The organism is Geodermatophilus sp. SYSU D00779 (assembly GCF_054050595.1).
In genome coordinates this window covers 76,638-101,653 of the sequence record NZ_JBJGZQ010000008.1, presented here as the reverse complement: position 1 = coordinate 101,653, position 25,016 = coordinate 76,638, and the positions used below count along the sequence as shown (strand labels likewise).

At 75.0% G+C, this 25,016-nt stretch carries 19 protein-coding genes; 13 read left to right on the top strand and 6 right to left on the bottom strand.

Annotated features, from left to right (window positions below; all coding sequences use genetic code 11):
* Positions 1 to 61 precede the first annotated feature (61 nt).
* The 8 genes from ACI79G_RS08425 (at position 62) to ACI79G_RS08390 (ending at position 7,967) form a co-directional block, all read left to right on the top strand.
* Positions 62 to 502 (top strand): hypothetical protein, encoded by a 441-nt coding sequence (locus ACI79G_RS08425; RefSeq protein WP_456880688.1) that lies wholly within the window; start codon positions 62 to 64, stop codon positions 500 to 502.
* On the top strand, positions 469 to 1,278 hold the full coding sequence (locus tag ACI79G_RS08420; RefSeq protein WP_456880687.1) for a DUF2786 domain-containing protein: 810 nt from the start codon (positions 469 to 471) through the stop codon (positions 1,276 to 1,278). The genes ACI79G_RS08425 and ACI79G_RS08420 overlap by 34 nt, the downstream gene beginning before the upstream one ends.
* 26 nt (positions 1,279 to 1,304) lie before the next feature.
* Positions 1,305 to 3,044, top strand: coding sequence for a RecQ family ATP-dependent DNA helicase (locus tag ACI79G_RS08415; protein ID WP_456880686.1), 1,740 nt, complete (start codon positions 1,305 to 1,307; stop codon positions 3,042 to 3,044).
* Between the two features lie 211 nt (positions 3,045 to 3,255).
* Positions 3,256 to 4,899: a carbamoyltransferase family protein gene (locus tag ACI79G_RS08410; RefSeq protein WP_456880685.1), complete on the top strand. Its 1,644-nt coding sequence runs from the start codon at positions 3,256 to 3,258 to the stop codon at positions 4,897 to 4,899.
* A 365-nt stretch (positions 4,900 to 5,264) separates the two neighbouring features.
* A complete protein-coding gene (locus ACI79G_RS08405) occupies positions 5,265 to 5,705 on the top strand; it encodes a DUF4383 domain-containing protein (protein ID WP_456880684.1) in 441 nt (146 codons plus the stop codon).
* Between the two features lie 259 nt (positions 5,706 to 5,964).
* Entirely contained in the window at positions 5,965 to 6,252 is a 288-nt protein-coding gene (locus tag ACI79G_RS08400; RefSeq protein WP_456880683.1) for a DUF3040 domain-containing protein, read from the top strand.
* 62 nt (positions 6,253 to 6,314) lie between these two features.
* A complete protein-coding gene (locus ACI79G_RS08395) occupies positions 6,315 to 7,526 on the top strand; it encodes an acyl-CoA dehydrogenase family protein (protein ID WP_456880682.1) in 1,212 nt (403 codons plus the stop codon).
* A gap of 66 nt (positions 7,527 to 7,592) precedes the next feature.
* Positions 7,593 to 7,967, top strand: coding sequence for a DUF1801 domain-containing protein (locus ACI79G_RS08390; protein ID WP_456880681.1), 375 nt, complete (start codon positions 7,593 to 7,595; stop codon positions 7,965 to 7,967).
* A 15-nt stretch (positions 7,968 to 7,982) separates the two neighbouring features.
* Here ACI79G_RS08390 and ACI79G_RS08385 read toward each other — a convergent pair whose 3' ends face one another.
* From ACI79G_RS08385 to ACI79G_RS08375, 3 genes are all read right to left on the bottom strand, one after another.
* Positions 7,983 to 8,186, bottom strand: a complete 204-nt coding sequence (locus ACI79G_RS08385; RefSeq protein WP_456880680.1) for a hypothetical protein — start codon at positions 8,184 to 8,186, stop codon at positions 7,983 to 7,985.
* 113 nt (positions 8,187 to 8,299) lie between these two features.
* Complete coding sequence (locus ACI79G_RS08380; RefSeq protein WP_456880679.1) at positions 8,300 to 8,494, bottom strand: hypothetical protein; 195 nt, start codon at positions 8,492 to 8,494, stop codon at positions 8,300 to 8,302.
* A 181-nt stretch (positions 8,495 to 8,675) separates the two neighbouring features.
* Complete coding sequence (locus ACI79G_RS08375; RefSeq protein ID WP_456880678.1) at positions 8,676 to 10,259, bottom strand: LCP family protein; 1,584 nt, start codon at positions 10,257 to 10,259, stop codon at positions 8,676 to 8,678.
* 211 nt (positions 10,260 to 10,470) lie between these two features.
* On the opposite strand from ACI79G_RS08375, the gene ACI79G_RS08370 reads away from it, so the two are divergent.
* Positions 10,471 to 11,274, top strand: a complete 804-nt coding sequence (locus tag ACI79G_RS08370) for an exodeoxyribonuclease III (protein WP_456880677.1) — start codon at positions 10,471 to 10,473, stop codon at positions 11,272 to 11,274.
* Positions 11,275 to 11,298: 24 nt separating this feature from the next.
* Positions 11,299 to 12,417, top strand: a complete 1,119-nt coding sequence (locus ACI79G_RS08365; protein ID WP_456880676.1) for a spore photoproduct lyase family protein — start codon at positions 11,299 to 11,301, stop codon at positions 12,415 to 12,417.
* Positions 12,418 to 12,490: 73 nt separating this feature from the next.
* Here the strand turns inward: ACI79G_RS08365 and fdhA are convergent, their stop codons facing one another.
* On the bottom strand, positions 12,491 to 13,711 hold the full coding sequence (fdhA, locus tag ACI79G_RS08360; protein WP_456880675.1) for a formaldehyde dehydrogenase, glutathione-independent: 1,221 nt from the start codon (positions 13,709 to 13,711) through the stop codon (positions 12,491 to 12,493).
* Between the two features lie 215 nt (positions 13,712 to 13,926).
* Here fdhA and yaaA point away from each other — a divergent pair, with 215 nt between their 5' ends.
* From yaaA to ACI79G_RS08345, 3 genes are all read left to right on the top strand, one after another.
* Entirely contained in the window at positions 13,927 to 14,685 is a 759-nt protein-coding gene (yaaA, locus tag ACI79G_RS08355; protein ID WP_456880674.1) for a peroxide stress protein YaaA, read from the top strand.
* Between the two features lie 192 nt (positions 14,686 to 14,877).
* On the top strand, positions 14,878 to 17,451 hold the full coding sequence (locus ACI79G_RS08350; protein WP_456880673.1) for a SpoIIE family protein phosphatase: 2,574 nt from the start codon (positions 14,878 to 14,880) through the stop codon (positions 17,449 to 17,451).
* A 267-nt stretch (positions 17,452 to 17,718) separates the two neighbouring features.
* Positions 17,719 to 19,134, top strand: a complete 1,416-nt coding sequence (locus ACI79G_RS08345) for an amidase (protein WP_456880672.1) — start codon at positions 17,719 to 17,721, stop codon at positions 19,132 to 19,134.
* Positions 19,135 to 19,230: 96 nt separating this feature from the next.
* Here ACI79G_RS08345 and ACI79G_RS08340 read toward each other — a convergent pair whose 3' ends face one another.
* Entirely contained in the window at positions 19,231 to 19,890 is a 660-nt protein-coding gene (locus ACI79G_RS08340) for a maleylpyruvate isomerase family mycothiol-dependent enzyme (protein WP_456880671.1), read from the bottom strand.
* Positions 19,891 to 20,044: 154 nt separating this feature from the next.
* Entirely contained in the window at positions 20,045 to 24,997 is a 4,953-nt protein-coding gene (locus tag ACI79G_RS08335) for an NAD-glutamate dehydrogenase (protein WP_456880670.1), read from the bottom strand.
* Positions 24,998 to 25,016 lie beyond the last annotated feature (19 nt).

Here is a 25,016-nt window from a genome sequence, read left to right as displayed (position 1 = left end):
GCGACCCGCCGTCCACACGGCTGCACCGCCCCCGTCCGACCGCCGGGAGTGCATCCCGGGCATGGCGACCACGACCGCGGACGACCCCTGGCTCCAGGAGCTCCTGCTCCAGGGCGACCGGCACCTCGACGACGACGCGGAGGCGATGGCCGCCGTCCTGGCCGCGCGCGACCCCGCGGTGGACGGTTCCGGGGGCGCCACCCGGGCGCTGCTGTCGGCGCTCGCCGCGGCCTGGGAGCGAGGGTGGCAGCCGGCCGACGTCGTCCACTCGGTGCGCCGCCGGTCCCCCGCCCGGTCGGTCCGTCTGGTGGTGGCGCTGGTCGCCGAGGACGCGCGGGTCACCGGTGCGGCCTCGCGGGCGCCGGAGGTGTGGGTGGACCAGTTGCGCGAGCTGGGCGCCCTGACGCCCGGGGACCCGGCGGTCGTGGCCGCCTGGCACCGCGCGGAGGGCGGGCCGGCCGTGGAGTCGTGCGCACGGTCCTGCTGCTCGCCGGCGCGCTGACCTGCCTGGCCCGGCTCGACCAGCTCGTCCCCCCGCCGTCCCGCTGGGGTGCGGCTGCGCGCCGGGTGGGGACGGCCGCCCCCGACGACGCACGGGTGCTGCGCCGCATCCGGGCGCTGCTGGCCAAGGCCGAGTCGACCGAGTACCCCGACGAGGCCGAGGCGCTCACCGCCAAGGCCCAGGAGCTGATGACCCGGCACGCGGTGGACGCGGTGCTCCTGCACCCCGGCGGGACGCCGCCCCGCACCGACGTCGCCACCCGCCGGGTGCACGTCGACGACCCGTACGTGCGGGCCAAGACCCAGCTGCTGGGCGCGGTCGCCGACGCCAACGGCGTCCGGCTGGTCTGGTATCCGGGGCTGGGCATCGCCAACCTGGTCGGGATCGCCGCCGACCTCGACGCGGTGGAGCTGCTGTTCACCTCGCTGCTCCTGCAGGTCGGTCAGGCGCTGGGAGCCGCCGAGCGGGCGACGGGACGACGGTCGGCCTCCCGCTCGTTCCGCCGGGCGTTCCTGCTGGGCTACGCGGGCCGCATCGGCGAGCGGTTGGCGAGCGCCCGCGAGCGGGCGACCAGAGCGGCGGCGGCGGAGCGGGGCGTGGACCTGCTGCCCGTGCTGCGCTCGCGCCAGGAGGCGGTCGACGACGCGTTCACCGAGCTGTTCCCGCAGGTGCGCAGCACCCGCAGCCGGTCGTCGATGGACGCCGGGGGCTACTGGGCCGGCCGCGCGGCCGCCGACTCCGCCGACGTCGGGTCCCGTCAGGCGCACCTGCGCTGACGCCCGGGCGTCCACCTGCGCGTCGTTTGCCGATCCCAGCGGTCGGGCAGCGGGTGCTGGTGCCCCGCAAGAAGCAGACCGACCCCGCCGGGGCGTCGCCCTCCGTCCGCACCCGCCGCATCCGGGAGACCGCGCGCGAGCTGCTCGGCTACGAGGGGTTCCGGGCCGGCCAGGAGGAGGCGATGCAGTCGGTCGTCTCCGGGCGGGACACCCTCGCGGTGCTGCCCTCGGGTGCCGGGAAGTCCGCCGTCTACCAGGTCGCCGGGCAGCTGGTCGACGGGCCGGTGCTCGTCGTGTCCCCGCTCATCGCACTGCAGCGCGACCAGGTCGACCGGCTCGACGAGCTCGACGGACTCGAGGGCCGGGCCGCCCAGCTCAACTCCGCGCTCTCCACCGGCGACCAGCGCGCCGCCCTCGAGGGTCTGGCGGACGGAACGGTCCGCCACCTCTTCCTCGCGCCCGAGCAGCTGACCAAGCCCGACGTCGTGGAGGCCGTCGCCCGGGCCCACCCGGCGCTGTTCGTGGTGGACGAGGCGCACTGCGTCTCCGCCTGGGGCCACGACTTCCGCCCCGACTACCTGCGGCTGGGCGGGGTCATCGAGCAGCTCGGTCACCCGACCGTGCTGGCCCTCACCGCCACCGCCGCGCCCCCGGTGCGCGCGGAGATCGTCGAGCGCCTGGGCATGCGCGACGCCCGGGTCGTCGTGGCCGGGTTCGACCGGCCGGAGATCCGGCTGGAGGTCGAGCAGCACGCCGACGCGCACACCAAGGAGCAGGCGGTGCTCGACCGGGTGACCGAGCTGGTCGGCGAGGGGCGGACCCCGGGCATCGTCTACAGCGCCACCCGCAAGGGCACCGAGTCGATCGCCGCCGAGCTCACCGAGCGCGGTCTGCGGGTGCGGCCGTACCACGCGGGACTGAAGAAGTCCGAGCGCGAGGACACCCAGCGCGCCTTCATGGACGACGAGCTGGACGTCGTCGTCGCGACGACGGCCTTCGGCATGGGCATCGACAAGCCCGACACCCGCTTCGTCGTCCACGCCGAGCCCGCCGACTCCGTCGACAGCTACTACCAGGAGATCGGCCGTGCCGGCCGGGACGGGCAGCCCGCGCTGGCCCTGCTCGTGTACCGCCAGGAGGACCTGGGTCTGCGCAAGTTCTTCGCCGCCGGCATCCCGCCGGAGGAGGAGCTGCAGCAGGTCGCCGGCCTGGTCGCGGCCGCGCAGGCCGCCGGCATCGACGACGGCGTCGACGTCAAGCAGCTGCGGGAGGAGACCGGCCGGCCCGCCACCCCCCTGGCCCGCGACCTGAACCTGCTCGAGCAGGTGTCGGCGGTCGCGCTCGACGAGGAGGGCGCCGCCCACCCGGTGGAGGGCGCACCCGACCCCGGCGACGCCGCGGTTGCGGCCCGGGAGCTGGCCGAGCACCACGAGCGGGTCGACCAGAGCCGGGTCGAGATGATGCGCGGCTACGCCGAGACCACCGAGTGCCGGCGGCAGTTCCTGCTGGGCTACTTCGGCGAGCAGCTGGAGCAGCCGTGCGGCAACTGCGACAACTGCGACGCCGGCCTGTCCCAGGAGCAACCCGACGACGACGAGACGCCGTTCCCGGCGCAGACCCCGGTGCAGCACGCCGAGTGGGGGCCCGGCGTGGTCATGCGCGTCGAGGACGACCGGCTCGTCGTCCTGTTCGAGGAGGTCGGCTACAAGACGCTGGCGCTGGCCGCCGTCCTGGACAACGACCTGCTCGAACGCCGCGACACCTGAAGATGGACCCCGTCCTCCCCGTGAAGGACCCCCTTGCCCCCCGCCACTCGCAGGCTCGCGGCGGGACCCTGCAAGGGAGCCGTCACAGCTCGGGGCGGGCCCCGGGACGGCGCCGCGCGGAAGCCCTCGTCCTGCGAAGTGCTGTCGACGGCTCCATGATCACCACAGAGACCGGGCGTCCTCCGAGCCCGGCGGCGGGAGGAGTACACGGGTGAAGGTCCTGGGCATCAACGCGATCTACCACGACCCGTCGGCGGCCCTGGTCGTCGACGGCCGGGTCGTGGCTGCGGCCGAGGAGGAGCGGTTCAGCCGGCGCAAGCACGGCAAGCGTCCCCTGCCGTGGAGCGCCTGGGAGCTGCCCGAGCTGTCCGCGGCGTGGTGCCTGAGGGAGGCCGGCATCCGCCCCGAGGAGCTCGACGCGGTCGCCTACTCCTTCGACCCCGCGCTGATGGCCACGCCGGAGGAGTCCGGGCTGTTCGACGGCGGCGACGTCATGCGCAAGAAGTACGCCGAGATGGCCCCGGACTTCCTCGCCCACGCCCTGCCCGGCCTCGACCCGGCGAAGGTCCGCTTCGTCAAGCACCACGTGGCGCACGCAGCGTCCGCGGGGCTGGCCGCGCCGCAGCGGGACAACGCGGTGCTGGTGCTCGACGGCCGCGGCGAGGCGCACAGCCACCTCGCCGGCCGCTACACCGACGGCCGGCTGGAGGTCCTGGCCGGCCAGACGCTGCCGCACTCGCTGGGCCTGATGTACGAGGAGCTCACCGACCACCTCGGCTTCCTGCGCAGCTCCGACGAGTTCAAGGTCATGGCGATGGCCTCCTACGGCAAGCCACGGTTCGTCGGCGAGCTGTCGGAGCTCATCCGGGCCACCGGGGACGGCGGCTTCGTCACCGAGAGGATCGACTTCACCGAGTTCGCCCCCCGCCTGGGCAAGGGGGACGACTGGACCGAGGCCCACGCCGACCTCGCCGCCAGCGTCCAGCAGCGCCTCGAGGAGGTGCTCGTCGACCTGGCCCGCTGGGTGCACCAGCAGACCGGCGAGAAGACCCTCACACTGGCCGGTGGCACCGCGCTCAACTGCGTGGCCAACACCCGCATCCTGGCCGAGAGCCCGTTCGAGGAGGTCTGGGTGCAGCCGGCTGCCGGTGACGCCGGGACGGCGTTGGGCGCGGCGCTGCACGTGGCCACCGAGCTCGGCGAGCGCACCGAGCCGATGCCCGGCGCCGCGCTGGGCCGCAGCTGGACCGACGACGAGATCGAGCAGTGGCTGCAGACGGCGGCCATCGACTACGAGCGGCCCGACGACGTCGCCGAGGCCGTGGCCGAGGTGCTCGCCGACAACGGCATCGTCGCCTGGTTCCAGGGCCGCTCGGAGTTCGGCCCGCGCGCCCTGGGCCACCGCTCGCTGCTGGCCCACCCCGGCTACGAGGCCAACCTCGAGCGGATGAACGACGTCAAGGGCCGCGAGCAGTTCCGCCCGGTGGCGCCGATGGTCCTGCTGGAGCGCGCGCCCGAGATCTTCGGCCGCGGTCCGATCCCCTCGCCGTACATGCTCTTCGTGCACGACGTCGCCCCGGAGTGGAAGGACCGCATCCCGACGGTCACCCACGTCGACGGGACGGCGCGCATCCAGACGATCGACCGCGGGACCGAGCCGCTGGTGCACCGGATGATCGCGGCGTTCGAGCGGCGCACCGGCCTGCCGGTCGTGGTCAACACCAGCCTCAACACCGCCGGCCGGCCGATGGTCGACGACCCGCGCGACGCCCTGGAGTGCTTCGGCTCGGCCCCGGTGGACCTGCTGGCGATCGGCCCCTTCGTCGTCCGCCGGGCCCGGGCCACGCGGCGCTGAGCGGGGAGGAGAGCGGTCCTGACCCCGTGGTCCCCCGTGGCGCACGGGGCCAGGACCGGTCCCTCCCGCCCGGTCTGACCGGGTGACCACCCGACCATAGTCGAGCGGCCACCGACTACGGCCAGGTGACACGTGCCCCTTCCGGGGTACACGACACGCCGGGCACCCCTGGGCTGCTGAACCGCCCGGGCGCCGGCCGGCGAACAGCTGGTGCGCATCGCTGCGACGGCTCGTCGGGACGACCCCGTCGACGTGTTGTGCCCCACTCGGCCGGGTGAAAGTCGTTCCGGAACGCCAGCGGGTGGGTATCGGGAGATCCCGGGCCGTCGAGCACTGGCGGCCCGAACGGACACTGGAGGACAACGATGGCCGCTACGGGCAACACCAACACCGGAGCGCGGACCTGGCCGCAGCTCCTCGCGCTGGTGATCGGCGCCGTCTACCTGCTGGTCGGGGTCGTCGGCTTCTTCATCACCGGTTTCGACAACTTCTTCGGGCACGACACGAACGAGACGATCATCGGCTTCGAGGTCAACCCGTTCCACAACATCGTGCACATCCTCATCGGTGCCGCCGGGCTGGTCCTGGCGCGGACCCTCGCCGGCGCCCGTACCTACGGGTGGCTCCTGGCGGTCGGCTACGGCGCGACCTTCGTCTACGGGCTCTTCGCCGTCGGCCAGACCTGGGACTTCCTGAGCCTCAACTGGGCCGACAACTGGCTGCACCTGGTGAGCGCGCTCGCCGGTCTCGCCATCGCGCTGGGCCCGGTGCGCAATGCCGTTCCCGGCCGCACCACGCGCGTCTGAGCGAGGACCCCGCTGCCCCCACGCCTCGCAGGCTGGGCGCGGGGCCCTGCAGCGGAGCCGTTCCAGCACGTCGCCGGAGGCCGGGCCCTGCACGGGGCCCGGCCTCCGGCGCGTCCGCGGCCAGACGGCGCGCACGGGGGGCTGGTGGTCCCGCGGTCCGCGGCGGAGGCTGGGAGGGCAGGGACTCGACCCGGGGGACGACGTCCCGCCCGCGCCCGAGCCCGGGGCGCCGCACGTGCCGGAACCGGAGGCCCGTGCCGTGGACGACGACCCCGTGCTGCGCGCCCTGGGCGAGGCCCTCGCCCGCGACGACCCCGACCTGGCCGCTCGGCTGGCCGCCGGCCCGGGCACCCTGGGCCCCCCAGCGGGCCGCGGCGCGCTCTGGGTGGTGGTCCTGGGTGCCGTGGTGGTCGTCGCCGCGCCGCTCCTGCTGGGGCCGGCGGCCTTCGGTCTGATGGCCCTGCTGGTGCTGATCGGCTGCCCGTTCGCGTTCAGCTGCTGGCTGCCCGCCGGGGAGTCGTGGCCGGACGACGACCCGCCGTCCTGAGCGCGATCCGCGGGACGGACCCCTGGCGAGACGCCGGTCACGCCGCCCTCTACGTTGCGTCCATGGACTTCGCCCTCTCCGCACGAGCCGAGGACGTCTGCGGCCGGATGTGGGACTTCATGCGTGAGCAGGTCTTCCCCGCCGAGCCGGTGTACGAGGCGTGGCGCGCCGAACGCGGTCACGACAACCACGAGCACCCCCCGGTGCTCGAGGAGCTGAAGGTCGAGGCCCGCAAGCGTGGCCTCTGGAACCTCTTCCACCACGAATTCGGCGGGCTGACCAACCTGGAGTACGCCTCCGTCGCCGAGATCATGGGCTGGTCGCCGGTGATCGCCCCCGAGGTGACCAACTGCGGGGCCCCGGACACCGGGAACATGGAGACCCTGATGCTGTTCGGCACGCCCGAGCAGAAGGAGCGCTGGCTCACCCCCTTGCTGGAGGGGGAGATCCGCTCCGGGTTCGCGATGACCGAGCCGGACGTCGCGTCGTCCGACGCCCGGAACGTCCAGACCTCGATCGTGCGCGACGGCGACGAGTACGTCCTCAACGGCCGCAAGTGGTGGATCACCGGCACCGCCGACGAGCGCTGCCAGATCTTCATCGTCATGGGCAAGACCGACCCCGACGGGCCGCCGCACCGCCAGCAGTCGATGGTGCTCGTCCCCCGGGACACCCCCGGCTTCGAGATCGTGCGGCACCTGCCGGTCTTCGGGTACCAGGACCAGCACGGCCACTCGGAGCTGCGGTTCACCGACGTCCGGGTGCCGGTGTCGAACATCCTGGCCGGCGAGGGTGACGGCTTCATGATCGCCCAGGCCCGGCTCGGCCCCGGCCGCATCCACCACTGCATGCGGGCGATCGGCATGGCGGAGCGGGCGCTGATGCTGATGGTGGAGCGGTCGAAGGCCCGGGTGGCGTTCGGCCGGCCGCTGGCCGACCAGGGCACCGTGCGCGAGGCGATCGCCCTGTCGCGGATGGAGATCGACCAGGCCCGGCTCTACGTGCTCAAGACCGCGGACCTGATCGACAAGCACGGGGCCAAGGGCGCCCGCACCGAGATCTCCGCGATCAAGGTCGCCGCCCCCCGGGTCGCCCTCGACGTCATCGACCGGGCGATCCAGCTGCACGGCGGGGCCGGCGTCAGCGACGACACCGTGCTGGCCCGCTTCTACGCCAGCGCCCGCACGCTGCGCATCGTCGACGGCCCGGACGCCGTGCACATCCGCGGGGTGGCCAAGGAGGAGCTGGCGCGGGAGCGCCCGTACGCCGGCTGAGGGAGGACCCCGGCCGGGCACCGGCAGCCGTTCCCGGCTGTCGGTGCCCGGTGCCAGGCTGCGGCCGTGCCCAGGGACCCGGGAGCCGACGACCTGCTGAGCGAGCACCCAGAGGGGGTGGCGGCCACCGCGCAGCGGCTGCGCACCGTGCTGCTGGACGCCCATCCGCAGCTCGAGGAGCGGGTGCGGCGCGGCTGGCACTCGATCAACTACCGCGATCCCGCCGCCGGCTTCGTCTGTGCCCTGTTCCCGGGAGCCGAGCGCGTGCAGCTGGTGTTCGAGCACGGCGCACGGCTGCCCGACCCGCAGGGCCGCCTGACGGGCACCGGACGCCAGGTCCGCGCACTCGAGTTCACGACGCCGGACGAGGTCGACCCCGCCGTCGTCGTCCCGTTCCTCGACCACGCCGTCGAGCTGGGCGCCGGGCTCCGCGCCCGCTGAGCCGCCGGGACGACGTCAGGGGGCGATCGTCCCGCCGAAGCCGCCGCCGGCGAGCTTGGCCATCAGCTGCGTGCGGTCCAGCCCGAGCCCGTCGAGCGTGTCGCCGTCCCGCTCGGTGTCGATCTCGTCGGGCAGCTGGGCGGCAGCCACCTTGTCGGCGGTCTCGTTGTCGCCCTCCGTGTGCAGCACCCGCAACAGCTCCTGCTTGTCCAGCTTCACGCCGACCTCCACTCGGTCATCGACAGGTCCGGTCAGCGTGCTGCCGGTCTCGTCGCGGCGCAATGCGACCGTCCACGGCCACGGCCGGGGCGGCCCCGCGTCGGGTGCGGTGGTCAGCGGCGCTGCGCGCGCCGGTACAGGAAGGCCGCGACCGCGGCGAGCACCGCGCCGAGGAACAGCTGGGCGACCCCCACGAGGGTCCGGCCGCTGGCGAACCAGGTCGGCGACGACACCAGCAGGACGACGGCCACACCGGCCACGAGCAGGGCGACGAGGCGCTCGCGGCGGTCCCCCGCGGGTGAGGTCATGCGATCGACCCTAGGCGCCGTCACCCGCCGACCCCTCTGGCGGGACCTGCCCCGACCCCGGTGCGGCACCGGAACGGCGCCCCTCCAGGGCCCGCACCGAACCTGGTGAGGCACTGGAACCGGCCACCCTCCAGGGGCCCGCGCCGAGCTTGCGAGGCGTGGGGAGGAGGGTGGTCCTTCTTCAGTCGGCCCGGTTCGGCGGCTCGCCGGCGGCGCGGGCCTCGGCGGCCCGGGCGGGGTCGTAGGCACAGGCGTCGGTCACGTCCGTCACCGCCCCGGCCTCGCCCGTGGGCACGCCCGGCGCCACGGTCGGCGAGGTGGGAGCCGGCGTGGGTGTCGGCGTGGCTGTGCCGTTCGCGGCGTCGTCGGCCGCCGGTGCGGGGTCCAGCGCCTCGCCGACAATCGCGCGGATCCGGTCGTAGTCGGGGTAGGCCGGGTTGATCACCGTGTCGTCGAAGACCACGCTGCGCACCTCGGCGTCCTTGACCAGGAAGCCCAGGTCGACGAAGTCGTCGAGGGCCGACCGGGGGATGTCGGTGCTCACGATGTCCTGCGTGGTGGCCGCGAGCTCCTGGTAGCGCTCCAGCAGGGTCACCGGGTCGGCGGCCTGGATGATCGCGTTGATCGTGCAGCGCTGACGGTCCATCCGGTCGTAGTCGGTGAGGCCGAAGCGGCCGCGCGCGAAGGCCAGCGCCCGCGCGCCGTCCATCCGCTGGTCGGGGCCGGGCTCGATGTAGTCGTCGGGCAGCTCGCCGGTGCCGGGGTTGCCGTTGATGGGCACCCAGTAGTTGACGTCCACGGTGATCCCGCCGAGGGCGTCGACCAGCCGGCTGAACCCGTCGAGGTTGACCAGCACGAAGTAGTGGATGTCCAGGCCGAGCGCCTCGCCGACGCCGAGCTTGAGGAAGTCCGCCCCGGGGTCGTCGGTCGGCCCGAGGACGTCGGGGTGGTCGCGCGGGCCGTTGCGGTAGACGGCGTTGAGCAGGCTCTCGCTCTCGCTGCCGGCGTCGAAGCCGTCCGGGTAGACGTCGCCGAGCGGGCTGTCGGCCGGGAAGGGCAGGTCCTCGAGGTTGCGCGGCAGGCTGAACAGCGTCGTGTCGCCGGTGTCGGTGTCGATGCTCGCCACGATCACGGTGTCGGTGCGCACGCCCTCGCGACCCTCACCGCCGTCCCCGCCCAGCAGCAGCACGTTGACCCGCTCCTGGTCGCCGAAGGGGTCGACCTCGTCGGTCACCGTGGCCGACTCGCGATCGGCGAAGAGCCCGTCGATGAGCCCGCGCTGGGCCAGCGCCACCTGGCCGGCCGTGACCACCGGGTACGCGATGCCGGCCACCAGCGCGGCCACCAGGACACCGCCCAGCACCTTCCCGCCGCGGGAGGTGCGCGGCGACAGCAGCGCGCGGTGGCCTCCGACGACGACGGCGACCCACAGCAGGCCCAGGACGACGATCCCGCCGAACACCCAGGTCAGCGCGGAGGCGTCGACGGCGACCTGCGCGGCGACCCGCTGGCCCGTGGTGGCCAGCCAGGCGGCGCCTCCGACCAGCAGCAGGAAGACCACGAGGACCAGCGCGCCCAGCCGGCGCCGGCCGGCTGCGAGGAACGCCGTCCCCGGGAGGACGGCGTTCAGCACGGTCAGGCCCAGCGTCGCGGCGAGGCCGCGGCCACGAGGAGCTGGCTCCCCTCGGCGCGGGCTCTCCGGCGGTGGCGGCAGGGGCCGCGACGGGCCGATGGGACGCGTCAGGTCCCAGTCGTGCTCGCTCACGGGTCCTCCTCGCTCACTGTCTCGACGTGGGGCGACCCGTGGCAGCCCGTCAGCACCCCATGCTCCCACCCGTCGCGCCGCCGCAGCGCCCCCGCGGCTCCCCCACCTGGACCGCCACCCGTCCGAGTACCCCGGACGTGGAGGGGTTCACCCCGGACGGCCGCCCGGAGGCCGGACCGGACCCGTCGAGCACTCCGTATGGTCGGTCCCCGTGCGTCTCGCCACCTGGAACGTCAACTCGATCCGCACCCGCGCCGACCGCGTGGTCGCCTGGCTGCAGCGCTCGGACGTCGACGTCCTCGCTCTCCAGGAGACGAAGTGCCGCGACGACCAGTTCCCCGAGTCCCGCTTCACCGACCTCGGCTACCAGGTCGCGCACGTCGGCCACTCGCAGTGGAACGGGGTGGCGGTGCTGTCCCGCGTCGGCCTGGAGGACGTCGAGGTCGGCTTCCCCGGGATGCCGACCTGGTCGGCGAAGGAGGGCGTCGACCCCGCGCCGGAAGCCCGCGCGCTGGGCGCCACCTGCGGCGGGGTGCGGGTGTGGAGCCTCTACGTGCCCAACGGACGCACGCTGACCGACCCGCACTACCAGTACAAGCTGCAGTGGCTCGAGGCGCTGCGGACGGCGGCCACCGGCTGGCTGGCCGAGGACGCCGGCGCGCAGGTCGCCCTGGTCGGCGACTGGAACATCGCCCCGCAGGACGACGACGTGTGGGACGTGCGGGTCTTCGCGCACTCCACGCACGTCTCCGAGCCGGAGCGGGCCGCGTTCCGCGCGGTCGTCGACGCCGGGTACGCCGACGTCGTCCGGCCGTACACCCCCGGCCCCGGCGTGTACACCTACTGGGACTACACGCAGCTGCGCTTCCCCCGCCGCGAGGGCATGCGGATCGACTTCGTGCTGGGCTCACCGGCCCTGGCCGCCCGGGTCGGCGGCGCGCGCATCGACCGCGAGGAGCGCAAGGGCAAGGGCGCCAGCGACCACGCCCCCGTGGTGGTCGAACTCACCCCCTGACCTGCACGGACGTCGTCCCGCCCGGTGTTGTACCGGGTGATGACCGCCGTCCTCGCCCCCTCCCCCACCGCCCCGACCCCGACCCGCCTGTGGACGCCGTCGCGCGTCCTCGTCACCCGCTCGGCCGCCGAGCGGCCGCACGGGCAGCGCGTCCTCGCGCGGCTCGAGGCCGCCGGGGTGTCCGACGTCGAGCTGCTGCCCGGCGACCGGCTGCCCAACCTCCGCGGGGACGGCGACCGCGCCGCCTTCATGCGCGCCAAGGACACTCTCGCCCTCGTCGTCCCCGCGCCGTCCAAGCGCAGGCTGCAGCCGATCCCGCCGTCGGCGGACTGGCGCGTCGACCTGGCCGAGGGCTGCCCCGCGCACTGCCAGTACTGCTATCTCGCCGGCTCGCTGTCCGGCCCGCCGGTCACCCGTGTCTTCGCCGACCTCGACGAGGTCCTCGACGGCCTCGACGAGTACGTCGGGCGCGGCGCGGTCACCTCGGGCACCCTCGAGCGCGGCGGCGAGGGGACGACGTTCGAGGCCTCCTGCTACACCGACCCGCTGGCGATCGAGCACCTGACCGGCGGCCTGGCGCGGATGATCGAGCACTTCGGCACGCACGACTGGCCCGGGCCGGTGCAGCTGCGGGCGACCACCAAGTTCGACGACGTCGCCGGCCTGCTCGACCTGCCGCACGGCGGGCGCACGCGGCTGCGGTTCTCGGTCAACGCGACCTCCGTCGACCGCCGCTTCGAGGGCGCGACGGCGAAGGTGCCCGCACGGCTGGGCGCCCTGTCGGCCGTGGCCGCGGCCGGCTACCCGGTGGGCCTGACCATCGCGCCGATCATGCCGGTCGAGGGCTGGCGCGAGGAGTACGGCGACCTGCTCGACAGCGTCGCCGCCGCCCTCCCGGCCGACGCGGACCTCACCGTCGAGTGCATCACCCACCGCTTCACGCCCGGCAGCAAGGAGACGCTGCTGGACTGGTACCCGCGCACGAAGCTCGACATGGACGAGGCCCGGCGCACGACCAAGCGCGGGAAGTACGGCTCGGTCAAGCACGTCTACCCCAAGGAGACGATGGCCGAGCTGCGCGGCTGGTTCGAGGCCGCGCTCGCCGAGCGGCTGCCCCGGGCCCAGCTCCTGTACTGGACGTGAGCTCCGGCGCGATCACGGCGCCGGGACCACCCCGGACGGGCCGGAGGTGGTCACGGCGCCGTGATCGTCGGGCTCACGCGGCGGGGATCATCCCGTTCGGGTCGAGCACGTACTTCTTCGCCGCGCCCTGGTCGAACTCCTGGTAGCCCCGCGGCGCGTCCTCCAGCGGGATCACCTCGGCGTTCACCGCCTTCGCGATCTGCACCCTGTCGTGCAGGATCGCCATCATCAGCTGGCGGTTGTAGCGCATGACCGGGCACTGGCCGGTGGTGAACGAGTGCGACTTCGCCCAGCCCAGCCCCAGCCGGATGGACAGCGACCCGGTCTTCGCCGCCTCGTCGGCCGCACCCGGGTCACCGGTCACGTAGAGGCCGGGGATGCCGAGCGCACCGCCGGCGCGGGTGATGTCCATCAGGGAGTTGAGCACCGTGGCCGGGGCCTCGGTCTGCGCGTCCTTGCCGTGGCCGCGGGCCTCGAAGCCCACGGCGTCGACGCCGCAGTCCACCTCGGGCTCGCCGAGGATCTGCTCGATCTGGTCCTTCGGGTCGCCCTGGGAGACGTCGACGGTCTCGCAGCCGAAGCTGCGGGCCTGGGCCAGCCGCTCGGCGTTGAGGTCGCCGACGATGACGACCGCGGCGCCGAGCAGCTGCGCGGAGGCCGCCGCGGCGAGCCCGACCGGTCCGGCGCCGGCGATGTAGACGGTCGACCCGGTGCCGACCCCGGCGGTCACGCAGCCGTGGTAGCCGGTCGGGAAGATGTCCGACAGCATCGTCAGGTCGCGGATCTTGGCGAGTGCCTGGTCCCGGTCCGGGAACTTCAGGCAGTTGAAGTCGGCGTACGGGATCATCACGTACTCGGCCTGGCCGCCGGTCCAGCCGCCCATGTCGACGTAGCCGTACGCCGAGCCCGGGCGGTCGGGGTTGACCGTCAGGCAGATGCCGGTCTTGCCCTCCTTGCAGTTGCGGCAGCGGCCGCAGGCGATGTTGAACGGCACGCTGACGATGTCGCCCTCGTTGAGGAACTCGACGTCGGGCCCCTTCTCCACGATCTCGCCGGTGATCTCGTGGCCGAGGACCAGCCCCTCGGGCGCCGTCGTCCGCCCCCGGACCATGTGCTGGTCGGAGCCGCAGATGTTGGTGCTGACGGTGCGCAGGATGACGCCGTGCGGGGTCTTGCGACCCACGTTCGACGGGTGCACCCCCGGGCCGGACTGCAGCTCCAGCTTCGGGTAGTCCAGATCGGCGATCTCGACCTTGCCCGGCCCCATGTACCTGACTGCCTTGTTGCCTGCCACGGACGCTCCTCCTCGTCGGCGCCGGCACGCCTCTGTGCCGGCCGGGGTGCCCACCGCCCGAGCGCCCGGTGGCCTGTCCTCCCCGTCCGCGACGGTCCTCCGGGGCTCAGAGGTGGGTGGGGTCCGAGTGTGGTCCGTGCCACCCCCGGTGCGGCTCGGCAGGGGACCCGACCGGAATCCGACACGCGGTCGCTCACGACGTAGCGTGATTGCCCGTGCTCGTCCTGCTGCCCCCATCGGAGACCAAGGCCCCGGGCGGGGACGGCGCCGCGCTGGACCTCGCCGCGCTGTCCTGGCCCGAGCTGACCGATGTCCGTGCCGGCCTGGTGACGGCCCTCGTCGAGCTCGCCGGGGACCGCCCGGCAGCGCGGACGGCGCTGGGCCTGTCCGCGAGGCAGGACGACGAGGTCGCACGCAACGCCGAGCTGCGCGCCGCGCCCACGATGCCCGCCCTGGAGCGCTACACCGGCGTCCTCTACGCCGCCCTCGACGTGCGCTCGCTGAGCCGCGCCCAGCGGGCACGGGCCGACCGGCGGCTGGCGGTCGGGTCGGCGCTGTTCGGGGTGGTCCGCGGCACCGACCACATCCCCGCCTACCGGCTCTCGGCCGGCTCCGCGCTGCCCGGCCTGCCGACGCTGCGCACGCTGTGGCGGCCGGCGCTGGGACCGGTGCTCGCCGGCCTCGACGAGCTGGTGGTCGACCTGCGCAGCAGTGCCTACACCGCGCTGGCCCCGGTGCCCGGCGCGGTGACCCTCGAGGTGCTCAGCGAGCGCCCGGACGGTACGCGGGCGGTGGTCAGCCACTCCAACAAGGCGCACAAGGGCCGCGTCGCCCGGCTGCTCGCCACCACGACCGGCGAGCCGGCGGACGTCGTCCGGCTGCGGGCGCTGCTGCGACGCGCCGGGTTCCACGTGGAACACGCCGGGGGGACGGCGCTGACCCTCGTCGTCCCGGCGGGGTCGGCGACATGCTGACCCGGCACGGACGGTCGCCGGGAGCGTGATCTGCGTCAGGATCGTTGCACCCAACCGAGGGGCCATGACATAACTGCGGGGATCCCGCGCAGCCCGAACAGCCGTGGCCGCCGGCGGGCTCGGAGCACCCCGGCACCAGCCGTCGACAGTGGAGAGGTACCGGTGGAGCGATCCCCGCGGCAGCACAGTGCTGTGCGCACGTCCGACCTCGAGTCGGCGGCGGAGGCGCTGCGCGATGACCCCGCACGCGTCCGCGCCGCCCGCCGTCTCCGCATCGCGCAGGCCGGCTCCCCCGCCGTCGACCGGTTGGTGGAGCTCGCCGCTCGCCTGCTCGGCGCGCAGGCCGGCCAGATCTCGCTGCTCGACGACGTCCAGTCGGTCGCCGGCGTCGCCGGGCTCCCCCCGGGCAGCTCCACCCGGGAGACCGGCCTCGCCGACACCCCGTGCTCGCTGGCCGCGACGGGCTTCGACGTCCTGGCCATCCCGGATGCCCGGGCCGACGAACGGGTCGCCCACCTGCCGCAGGTGACCGGCGGGCTGGTCGTCGCCTACCTCGGCGCCCCCCTGACCGACGGCGAGGGCCACGTCGTCGGGACGCTGTGCGTGTTCGACCCGGTGCCGCGCGAGTGGACCGGGACCGACGCCGCCACGCTGCGCCAGCTCGCCGCCTCGGTGGTGACCGAGCTGGAGTACGCGGCGCTGACCGGCGAGTACGAGCGCCAGCACCTGCGCTGGCGGCTGGCGATGGACGCCGGCCGCGTGGGCACCTTCGACTGGGACCTGCGCACCGGCGAGCTGGTGTGGGACGACCCGCTGATGGCGGTGTTCGGCTACACCCCCGAGGACTTCGACGGCACGATCACCGCCTTCAACCGGCGGCTGCACCCCGACGACCTGCCGCGGGTGAGCGAGGCGCTGCGCGCCTGCATCGACGGCTGCGGCGACTTCGAGGCGGAGTACCGGGTCGAGCGCTCGGACGGCGACACCCGCTGGGTCCAGGCCCGCGGCCGCGCGCTGGCCGGCCCGGACGGGACCGCCGTCCGGGTGCTGGGCGCCGCGTACGACACCACCGAGGACCGCACCGGCGACGTCCGCGTCACCCGGGTGCTGGAGGCCATGCCGGCCGGCTTCTACTCGCTGGACCACGAGTGGCGCTTCACGCACGTCAACGCCGAGGCCGAGCGGCTGCTGGGCCGCAGCCGCGAGGAGCTGCTCGGCGAGGTCATCTGGGCGTCGTTCCCCGCGACGGTGAACAGCGAGTTCGAGGACCACTACCGCAGCGCCGTCCGGACCGGGCAGCCGGTGAACTTCGACGCGCACTACCCCGCGCCGCTGGACGGCTGGTACGAGCTGCGCGCCTGGCCGACCCCCGAGGGTCTGTCGGTCTACTTCATCGAGGTCACCGAGCGGAAGCGGGCCCGCGAGCACGCCGAGCGCTCGGCCCAGCGGCTGGCCCTGCTCGCCCAGGTCAGCGCCGAGCTCTCCGGGGCCCTGGACACGCGGAGCGCCACCGGCCACCTCCCCCGGCTGGTCGTCCCGACGCTGGCCGAGTGGTCCATCGTCACCGTGGTCGACGCCGACGGCCGCGCCCGCGACGTCGGCTGGTGGCACGCCGACCCGTCCCGGCGCGCGCTGGTCGAGCGCTACGCCGCCGTCCGGCTCGATGCCATGCCGGCCACCTCCCCCGTCGCCCGTGCGCTGCTCGCGGGCGAGGCGGTGCGGGCCGCGACCGCGGAGGTGCGCACGCTGCTGCCCACGGGCGAGGCGCAGGACCTGCTCACCGCCCTGGCGCCCGAGTCGGCGGTCTGCCTGCCGCTGCGCGGCCGCGGGCGCACCCTCGGCGTGCTGACCCTGTACGCGGGCGTCGGGGAGTCCCTGACGCGGGAGGACATGGTCACCGCCCAGGACGTCGCCGACCGTGCCGGCCTGGCCCTGGACAACGCCCGGCTCTACGCCCAGCAGCAGCAGCTGGCCGAGGGTCTGCAGCGCAGTCTGCTCACCGAGCCGCCGGAGCCCGACCACGCGGAGATCGCCGTCCGCTACCTGCCGGCCGTCGAGGCCGCGCGGGTCGGCGGCGACTGGTACGACGCGTTCCTGCAGCCGGGCGGGGCGACGATGCTGGTCATCGGCGACGTCGTCGGCCACGACACCGAGGCGGCCGCGGCCATGGGTCAGCTGCGCGGGCTGCTGCGCGGCATCGCCACCTACAGCGACGCGCCGCCGGTGGAGGTGCTGCGCGGGCTGGACGCCTCGATGGCGGTGCTGCAGACCCACGTGCTGGCGACGGCCGCGGTGGCCCGCTTCGAGCAGACCGACGACGAGCGCCGCCGCGGCATCACCCGCATGCGCTGGGCGAACGCCGGGCACCTGCCGCCGCTGGTCGTCAACCCCGACGGGAGCGTGGCCGAGCTGGCCGCCTGGAAGGGCGACCTGCTGCTGGGCGTGGACGCCGAGACCGCGCGCCAGGAGTCGGTGGTGACGCTCGACCGCGGGTCCACGGTGCTGCTGTTCACCGACGGCCTCGTCGAGCGGCGCGACGCCGACCTCGACGCCGGGATGGTGCGGCTGCGCGAGGCGCTGGTCGACGTCGCCCACCTGCCGCTGCAGCAGCTGCTCGACGAGGTGCTCGAGCGGCTCGTCGACGGCCGGCCCGAGGACGACGTCGCGCTGGTCGCCGTCCGCCTGCACCGCCAGGACCGCCCGCGCCCGGTGGAGGCCGGCCCCAACGACGTCCCGGACGTCGTCCCGCCCGACCCCGCCAGCTGAGTTCCCGCGGGGGCCATCGCCGGTGCCCCCCCGTGGGCTGGAGCGGCACCTGCGGCGTCGACGCCGCCGCCACCGTCCCGACCAGCCCCGTCGCCGACGCACTCCCGCGCTGTTCCTGCCACCTCGGCGCTGGTGCAGCCGCGCGTGGGTGACAGCAACGGCGCGCGAGTGCGCGCGGCGCAGCGGACCGACGACATCGGTCGTCCGGGCACACCGCAGGACCGGTACGGCATGAGGAGCACCCGCGGTGCGTGTCAGAGTCTGCGGGTGACCACGACTGACGAGCTGTGCCTCCGGCCGGCGACCGAGCTGGCCGCGCTGATCCGCTCCCGGCAGCTGTCCGCGCGCGAGCTGACCGACGCCTGCCTGGCGCGCATCGACGCGCTCGACGGCCGGGTCAACGCGGTGGTCACGCTGGACGCCGAGGGCGCCCGTGCCGCCGCAGACGCCGCAGACGCCGCGCTGGCCGCCGGCGAGGAGGTCGGCCCCCTGCACGGGCTGCCGGTGGCGCACAAGGACACCCACGCCACGGGCGGCATGCGCACCACCTGGGGCTCCCCGCTCGCCGACACCGTGCCGGCGGACGACGAGCTGGTGGTCGCCCGGCTGCGCGCGGCCGGGGCGGTGCGCGTCGGCAAGACCAACGTGCCCGAGTTCGCGGCCGGCTCGCACACGTTCAACCCGCTGTTCGGCGTCACCCACAACCCGTACCGGCACGGGTTGTCGGCCGGCGGCTCGAGCGGTGGTGCCGCCGCGGCGCTGGCGGCGGGGTTCGTGCCGGTCGCCGACGGCAGCGACTTCGGCGGCTCGCTGCGCAACCCGGCGGCGTTCTGCAACGTCGTCGGGCTGCGGCCCACACCGGGGCGGGTGCCGACCTGGCCGGCGGCGATGGGCTGGTCCCAGCTGTCGGTACAGGGGCCGATGGGCCGGACCGTGGCCGACGTCGCGCTGGTGCTCTCGGCGATGGCCGGGCCGGACGGCCGCGTGCCGATCTCCCTCGACGACCCCGGCGCTCCCTTCGCCGCACCGCTGCCCGAGCGCCTCGACGGGCTGCGGGTGGCCTGGGCGCCGGACCTGGGCGGGCGGGTGCGCGTGGACCCGGCGATCACGTCGGTGCTGTCGCGGAGCGTGGCGGTGTTCGAGGAGCTGGGCGCCACCGTGGAGGCCGACTGCCCCGACCTCTCCGGCGCCGACGACGTCTTCGGCACGCTGCGGGCCTGGGTGTTCGACGCGACGTTCAGCGACCTGGCCCGGCAGCACCCGGACGGGCTCAAGGAGTCGATCCGCTGGAACGCCGCCCGGGGTGCTGAGCTGACCGGCGCCGACGTCGCCCGCGCCGAGATAGCCCACACGGCCCTCTACGAGCGCGTGGTGGGCTTCTTCGACCGCTACGACGTCCTGCTGGCGCCGACGACGCAGGTGCTGCCCTTCCCGGTGGAGCAGGAGTACCCGACCGAGGTCGACGGGGAGCCGCTGACGGACTATCTGGCCTGGATGCGCTCCTGCACGCTCATCACGCCGACCGGCTGCCCCGCGCTCTCGGTGCCCGGCGGGTTCACCCCGGACGGCCTGCCCGTGGGCCTGCAGGTCGTCGCGCCGCCGCGCGCCGACCGGCGGGTGCTGGAGGTCGGGCACGCCTTCGAGCGGGCGACCCGCTTCGGCGAGCGCCGTCCGCCCCTCTGAGGCCGTCTACGCATCTCTACCTGTCGAGCTAGACAGTCGCAGACGAACCTCGACCGTCGCCGCTCGACCGGCGTCTGCGGTTCTCTCGGTCAGGCGCTAGACAGCCGTAGACGGCGCTCGACCCGACGGCGCGACCACCCGGGCCGCGAACGTCGGCAGCCCGGACCCCTCGAGGTGGTCGAGTGCGACGGGCCGGCCGGCCATGGCGAGCACGAGGTCGACGGTGCGCCCCCGCACCAGCGGCCCCTCCCCCACGGCGAACGGCCCGTCGGAGGCCTCGAGCCGCAGCCCCGGCGTCCGCCGCTTCGACGGGACCGTGAAGTCGCGCGCGGCGTAGAACCGCGCCACCCGCTGGAGGGCGTCGGCGGCGTACGCGTGGTCGATGCCCAGCGGACGACGGATGTCCTCCCCGTGCACGACGACCTCCCCCAGCCACGCGTCGACGTGCGTGCGGGTCGGTGCGGTCCTGCTGGTGACGACGCTGCGGAACCGCGCCAGCGTCTCGTCCGGGGAGGCGCCGAGCTGCTCGCGCAGGCGCATGGCGACCATCCGGTCGACGTCGAACCGGCACCGCACCAGGCCGGCGAACCACCGGAGGGAGGCCGAGCTCGCCCCGGCGGTGAGGTGGGCGACGACCTCCTCGACGCTGAGCCCGTCGCACAGCGAGGGTGTCCGCCAGGCGCCGACGCCGAACCACTCCAGGTCCGCCACCAGCGCGGCCCGCTCCGCCGCCACCGCCTGCCACGTGTCCGTCACGCTGGTGCAGACCGCCGCCGGCCCGCGTACTCATCGCTCGGGCGCGGGGTGGCCCTCCTGCAGGGTCCCGCCGCGGCCCCGTCCCGGGCACCACCCTGAGCTCGCGAAGGGTGGGGAACGGGGTCCTTCCACGGTGGGGGGCAGGAGGGTCCCTTCACGCGCGGCGGTGCAGGCCGCGCAGGGTCCGGACGGCGACCAGCAGCTCGGCCAGCTCCTGCCGGTCCCCCGCGGCGATGTCGACCAGCTGCGCGGCCGCCCGCTGCTGCGAGCCGTCCCAGCCCGCCACCCAGCGCGCCACCAGCTCGCCGGCGTCCTCGGCGCCCCCCGTCCGCCCGCCGAGGACCTCGGCGGTCAGCGCGGCCTGCTCGCCGGCCAGGTCGTCACGCAACGAGGCGCGGGCCATCGCCGGCCAGCGGCGGTCGCGGGGCAGCGCGACGACGAGGTCGCGCAGCGGCACCAGCGCCAGCCGCTCGGCCACCGCCTGGTGCACCTGCCCGGCCAGCTCGATCGGGGCGCCGGTGCGCTCGGCGACGACCGCCAGGTCCAGCGCGGCCGGCAGCAGGGGGGCTGCGGCCACCTCCGCGGCCAGCGGCTCGGGCACCCCGGCCCGCCGCAGCCGGTCGGTCCGCTCGGCGACCGCGGTAGCCTCCGCGCCCAGCAGCCACGACGGCAGCCCGGCGCGCACCGCGGCCACCGGGGCGGCGAAGCGGCCGGTCAGGTCGCCCAGCGGGGCGGCCTCGGCCGCGGTGATCTCCGGCAGCCGCAGCAGCCAGCGCGCCGCCCGCTCGGCCAGCCGGGTCGCCTCGGTGCGCAGTTCCACCTGGGTGGTCGCGGGCACCCGGTTGTCCAGCGGGCGGACGGCGTCCCACAGCCGGTCCACCTCGAACACCGCCCGGGCGACCGCGTGCGCCCGCACCACCCCGGCCAGCGGGACCCCGGTCTCCTCGGACAGCCGGAACAGCCCGGTCACCCCGGCCACGTTGACCGCGCGGTTGGTCAGCGCGGTCGCGACGATCTCCCGGCGCAGCGGGTGCCCGGAGACCGCCGCGGGGAAGCGGCGGCGCAGTTCGGCCGGGAAGTAGCCGACGAGCAGCTCCTCCAGCGCCGGGTCGTCGGGCAGGTCCGAGGCCAGGACGGCGTCCCCGGTCTCGAGCTTGGCGTAGGCCAGCAGCACCGAGAGCTCGGGGCTGGTCAGCGCCTGCCCGTCGCGCCGCCGCTCGGCCAGCTGCCGGTCGTCGGGGAGGAACTCGACGCTGCGCACCAGCCGGCCGGAGCGTTCCAGCGCCCGCAGGAACCGGGCGTGCGCATCGAGCAGGCTGCGCGCGGAGGTCACCTCGACGGCGAGGGTCGCGTTCTGCGCGTGGTTGTCGGTCAGGACGGCGGCGGCGACCTCGTCGGTCATCTCGCCGAGCAGCGCCGCGCGGCCCTCGGCGTCCAGCTCGCCGGCCTCCACCACCCGGTCCAGCGCGATCTTGATGTTGACCTCGTGGTCGGAGGTGTCCACGCCGGCGGAGTTGTCGATGGCGTCGGTGTTCACCCGGCCGCCGGTGAGCGCGTACTCCACCCGGCCGCGCTGGGTCAGGCCGAGGTTGCCGCCCTCCCCCACCACGCGCACCCGCAGGTCGCGGCCGTCGACCCGGACGGCGTCGTTGGCCTTGTCCCCCACGTCCAGCGCGCTCTCGGTCGAGGCCTTGACGTAGGTGCCGATGCCGCCGTTGAACAGCAGGTCGACCGGCGCCAGCAGCACGGCGCGGATGAGCTCGACCGGGGACAGCGTGTCGACGTCGTCGGCGAGGCCGAGCGCGGTGCGCATCGGCTCGCTGACCGGCACCGCCTTCGCCGTCCGGGGCCACACGCCGCCGCCCGGGCTGATCAGCGCGGGGTCGTAGTCGGCCCACGAGGAGCGCGGCAGCTCGAACAGCCGCTTCCGCTCGGCGAACGACGTGGCGGCGTCCGGAGTGGGGTCGACGAAGACGTGCCGGTGGTCGAAGGCGGCGACCAGCCGGATGTGCTCGGACAGCAGCATCCCGTTGCCGAAGACGTCGCCGGACATGTCGCCGACGCCGACCACGGTGAAGTCCTGGCTCTGCACGTCCAGGTCCAGCTCGCGGAAGTGCCGGGTCACCGACTCCCAGGCGCCGCGGGCGGTGATGCCCATGGCCTTGTGGTCGTAGCCGACCGAGCCGCCCGAGGCGAAGGCGTCGCCCAGCCAGAAGCCGCGCTCCAGCGCCACCGCGTTGGCCAGGTCGGAGAAGGTCGCCGTCCCCTTGTCGGCGGCGACGACGAGGTAGGTGTCGTCACCGTCGTGCCGGACCACCCGCTCGGGCGGGACGACCTTCCCGTCCACGAGGTTGTCGGTGAGGGACAGCAGCGCGCCGATGAACGACCGGTAGCAGGCCTGCCCCTCGGCGAGCCACGCGTCCCGGCCCTCGCTCTCCGCCGGCGGCCTGCGGACGACGAAGCCACCCTTGGCACCGGTGGGCACGATGACGGTGTTCTTCACCATCTGCGCCTTGACCAGCCCGAGCACCTCCGTGCGCAGGTCCTCGTGCCGGTCGGACCAGCGCAGCCCGCCGCGCGCGACCGCGCCGAAGCGCAGGTGCACACCCATCACCCGCGGCGAGCTCACCCAGACCTCGCGGGCCGGCCGCGGCTCGGGCACGTCGGGGACCTCGGCCGGGTGCAGCTTCAGCGCGAGCAGGGTGGGTCGGGGGCCGGACATGGCGTAGTAGGTGGTGCGCTGGGTGGTCAGGACGGCGGCGAGCAGCGCGGTGAGCACCCGGTCGGCGTCCAGCGACTCCACGCGGCCGATCGCCTCGCGCAGCGACCGGACCAGCTCGTCGGTGCGCGCTGTCCGCCCGCCGTCCCGGTCCGGGGAGAAGCGGGTCTCGAACAGCGCCACCAGCCGGGCGACGACGTCGGGGTGGGCGGCCAGCGTCGTCTCGACGTACCGCTGGCCGAAGGGCAGGCCGGCCTGCCGCAGCCACTGCACGTAGGCGCGGACGACGGTCACCTGCCGCCAGTTCAGCCCCGCCAGCAGCACCAGCGCGCCCAGGCCGTCGTCCTCGGCGTCACCTCGCCACACCGCGGACAGCGCCTCGGTGAAGCGCTCGGGCAGCGAGCCGGGGAAGGGCAGGTCGCCGACCGGCGCGGTCAGCCCGAAGTCGTAGATCCAGGCCAGCGGGGCGCCGATCCGGTCGATCTCGTAGGGCCGCTCGTCGACGACGTCCACGCCCAGGTGCTGCAGCATCGGCAGCACGTCGGAGAGCAGCAGCCGCTGGCCCACCCGGTAGACCGCCAGCCGCGGCTCGGTCGCGGACGCCCCCGCCGGACGCCGCAGCACCAGCCCGAGCTCGCCCTCGGCCAGCCCGTCGAGCCGCTCGAGGTCCTCGACGGCGGTCGTGGCCGGGAAGTCCTCCTGGTACGCGGCCGGGAAGGCGTCGGCGACGCGGGCGAACCGGCGCTCGGCGTCCGCGCCGTAGCGGGCGGCGAGCGCCTCGGCCAGCTCGTCGGTCCAGCTGCGGACGACGGCCGCCAGCGCGTCCTGCAGCGCCGGGACGTCGACCTCGGGCAGCGCGGGCCGTCCGCCCCGCGTCACCGGTGGGCGGACGACGAAGTGCAGCCGGGCGAGCACCGACTCGGTGACCCGGGCGGTGTACTCGATGCTGGAGCCGCCCAGGCGCTCGAGCAGCAGCTGCTGCACCGCCAGCCGGACCTCGGTCGTGTACCGGTCGCGGGGCAGGTAGACGATCGCCGACCAGAACCGGTCGCCGGGGTCGCGGCGCAGGAACAGCCGGGTCTGCCGGCGCTCCTGCAGGTGCAGCACGGCCAGCGCGACCGGCAGCAGCTCGTCGGTGCCGACCTGGAAGAGCTCGTCGCGGGGGTAGGTCTCCAGGACGTCGAGCAGTTCCTTGCCGGTGTGGCTGTCGGCGGGGACGCCGGAGCGCTCGACCACCCCGGCCACCCGGCGGCGCACCAGCGGCACGTCGCGGACCGAGTGCGCGGCGGCCGCGGTCGGGAACAGCCCGACCAGCCGGTGCTGCCGGGCCGGGCCGCCGTCCGGGCCGGGGAGGGTGACCGTGACCAGGTCCAGCCAGGTGCGGCGGTGCACGGTGGAGCGGGCGTCGGCCTTGGTGACCGCGAGCAGCGTGGTGCCCGGGGCGGACTCGGGGGCGGTGGCGATGTCGGCGTCGCCGCGCAGCACGCCCAGCCCGCTGCCGGCGACCGGGCGGGCCGTCGTCCGGCCGTCGGTCCGGACCAGGTCGACGTCGCGCGCGCCCAGGAAGACGAAGTTGCCGGCGGTCAGCCAGCGCAGCAGCGCGGCCGCCTCGGCGGGGTCGTCGGCCGGGTCGGCGGGGGCCTCCCGGGGGACGGCCGTCCGCTCCAGCCGGTCGGCGAGCTCGAGGGCGCGGGTCCGCATCCGGGCGGCGTCCTCGTGCACGGCCCGGACGTCGGCCAGCACGGTACGCAGACCGGCGACCAGGTCGCGGGTCGCCTCGTCGTCCAGCGGCCCGTCGAGGAGGACGGCCATCCAGGACTCGGCGAGCGCGTCGGCGCCGCACCCGCCGGGGTCGGCGCTGTCGCAGAACGCGCGGATCCGGCCGGTCACGTCGCGGCGGACCACCAGCACCGGGTGGACGACGTGCTCGAGGCCGAAGCCCTGGCGGACCACCTCGGCGGTCACGGAGTCGACGAGGAAGGGCATGTCGTCGGTGACGACCAGCACCAGCGCACGCGACCCCGCGCCGTCCCGGGCGGGCAGCTCCTGGACGTCGACCGTGGCCGCCCCCTGGGGGCGCACCTCGGCCAGCCGCAGGTGCCGCAGCGCGAGGGCGGCGAGGTCGGCCGGGTCGTGGTCGAGCACCTCCGCGGCCGGCTCGCTCCAGTAGTAGCGGCGCAGCAGGGCCGGGACGTCCTCCGCGCCGCAGCCGGCGGGCAGACCCGGCGCGCCGCCGATGGCCGCACGGGCCGCCCTCTCCAGCCGGCGGCGCTTCTCGTCGCGTTCCGCCTCGAGGGCGGCGAGTTCGTCGATCGCGGCGGCGGGCGTGCCGTCGTCCGCGGGGGCCGGTACCGGGATCGCCGGGACCGTGCCGGTGGTGCGGGCCATGCAGCGACGCTAGCCCGGC

What these genes read in the sequence shown, in the direction of transcription:
- ACI79G_RS08425 (WP_456880688.1), top strand. Translation starts at nt 62, where the DNA reads ATGGCGACCACGACCGCGGACGACCCCTGGCTCCAGGAGCTCCTGCTC.
- ACI79G_RS08395 (WP_456880682.1), top strand. Translation starts at nt 6,315, where the DNA reads ATGGACTTCGCCCTCTCCGCACGAGCCGAGGACGTCTGCGGCCGGATG.
- ACI79G_RS08405 (WP_456880684.1), top strand. Translation starts at nt 5,265, where the DNA reads ATGGCCGCTACGGGCAACACCAACACCGGAGCGCGGACCTGGCCGCAG.
- ACI79G_RS08335 (WP_456880670.1), bottom strand. Translation starts at nt 24,997, where the DNA reads ATGGCCCGCACCACCGGCACGGTCCCGGCGATCCCGGTACCGGCCCCC.
- ACI79G_RS08380 (WP_456880679.1), bottom strand. Translation starts at nt 8,494, where the DNA reads ATGACCTCACCCGCGGGGGACCGCCGCGAGCGCCTCGTCGCCCTGCTC.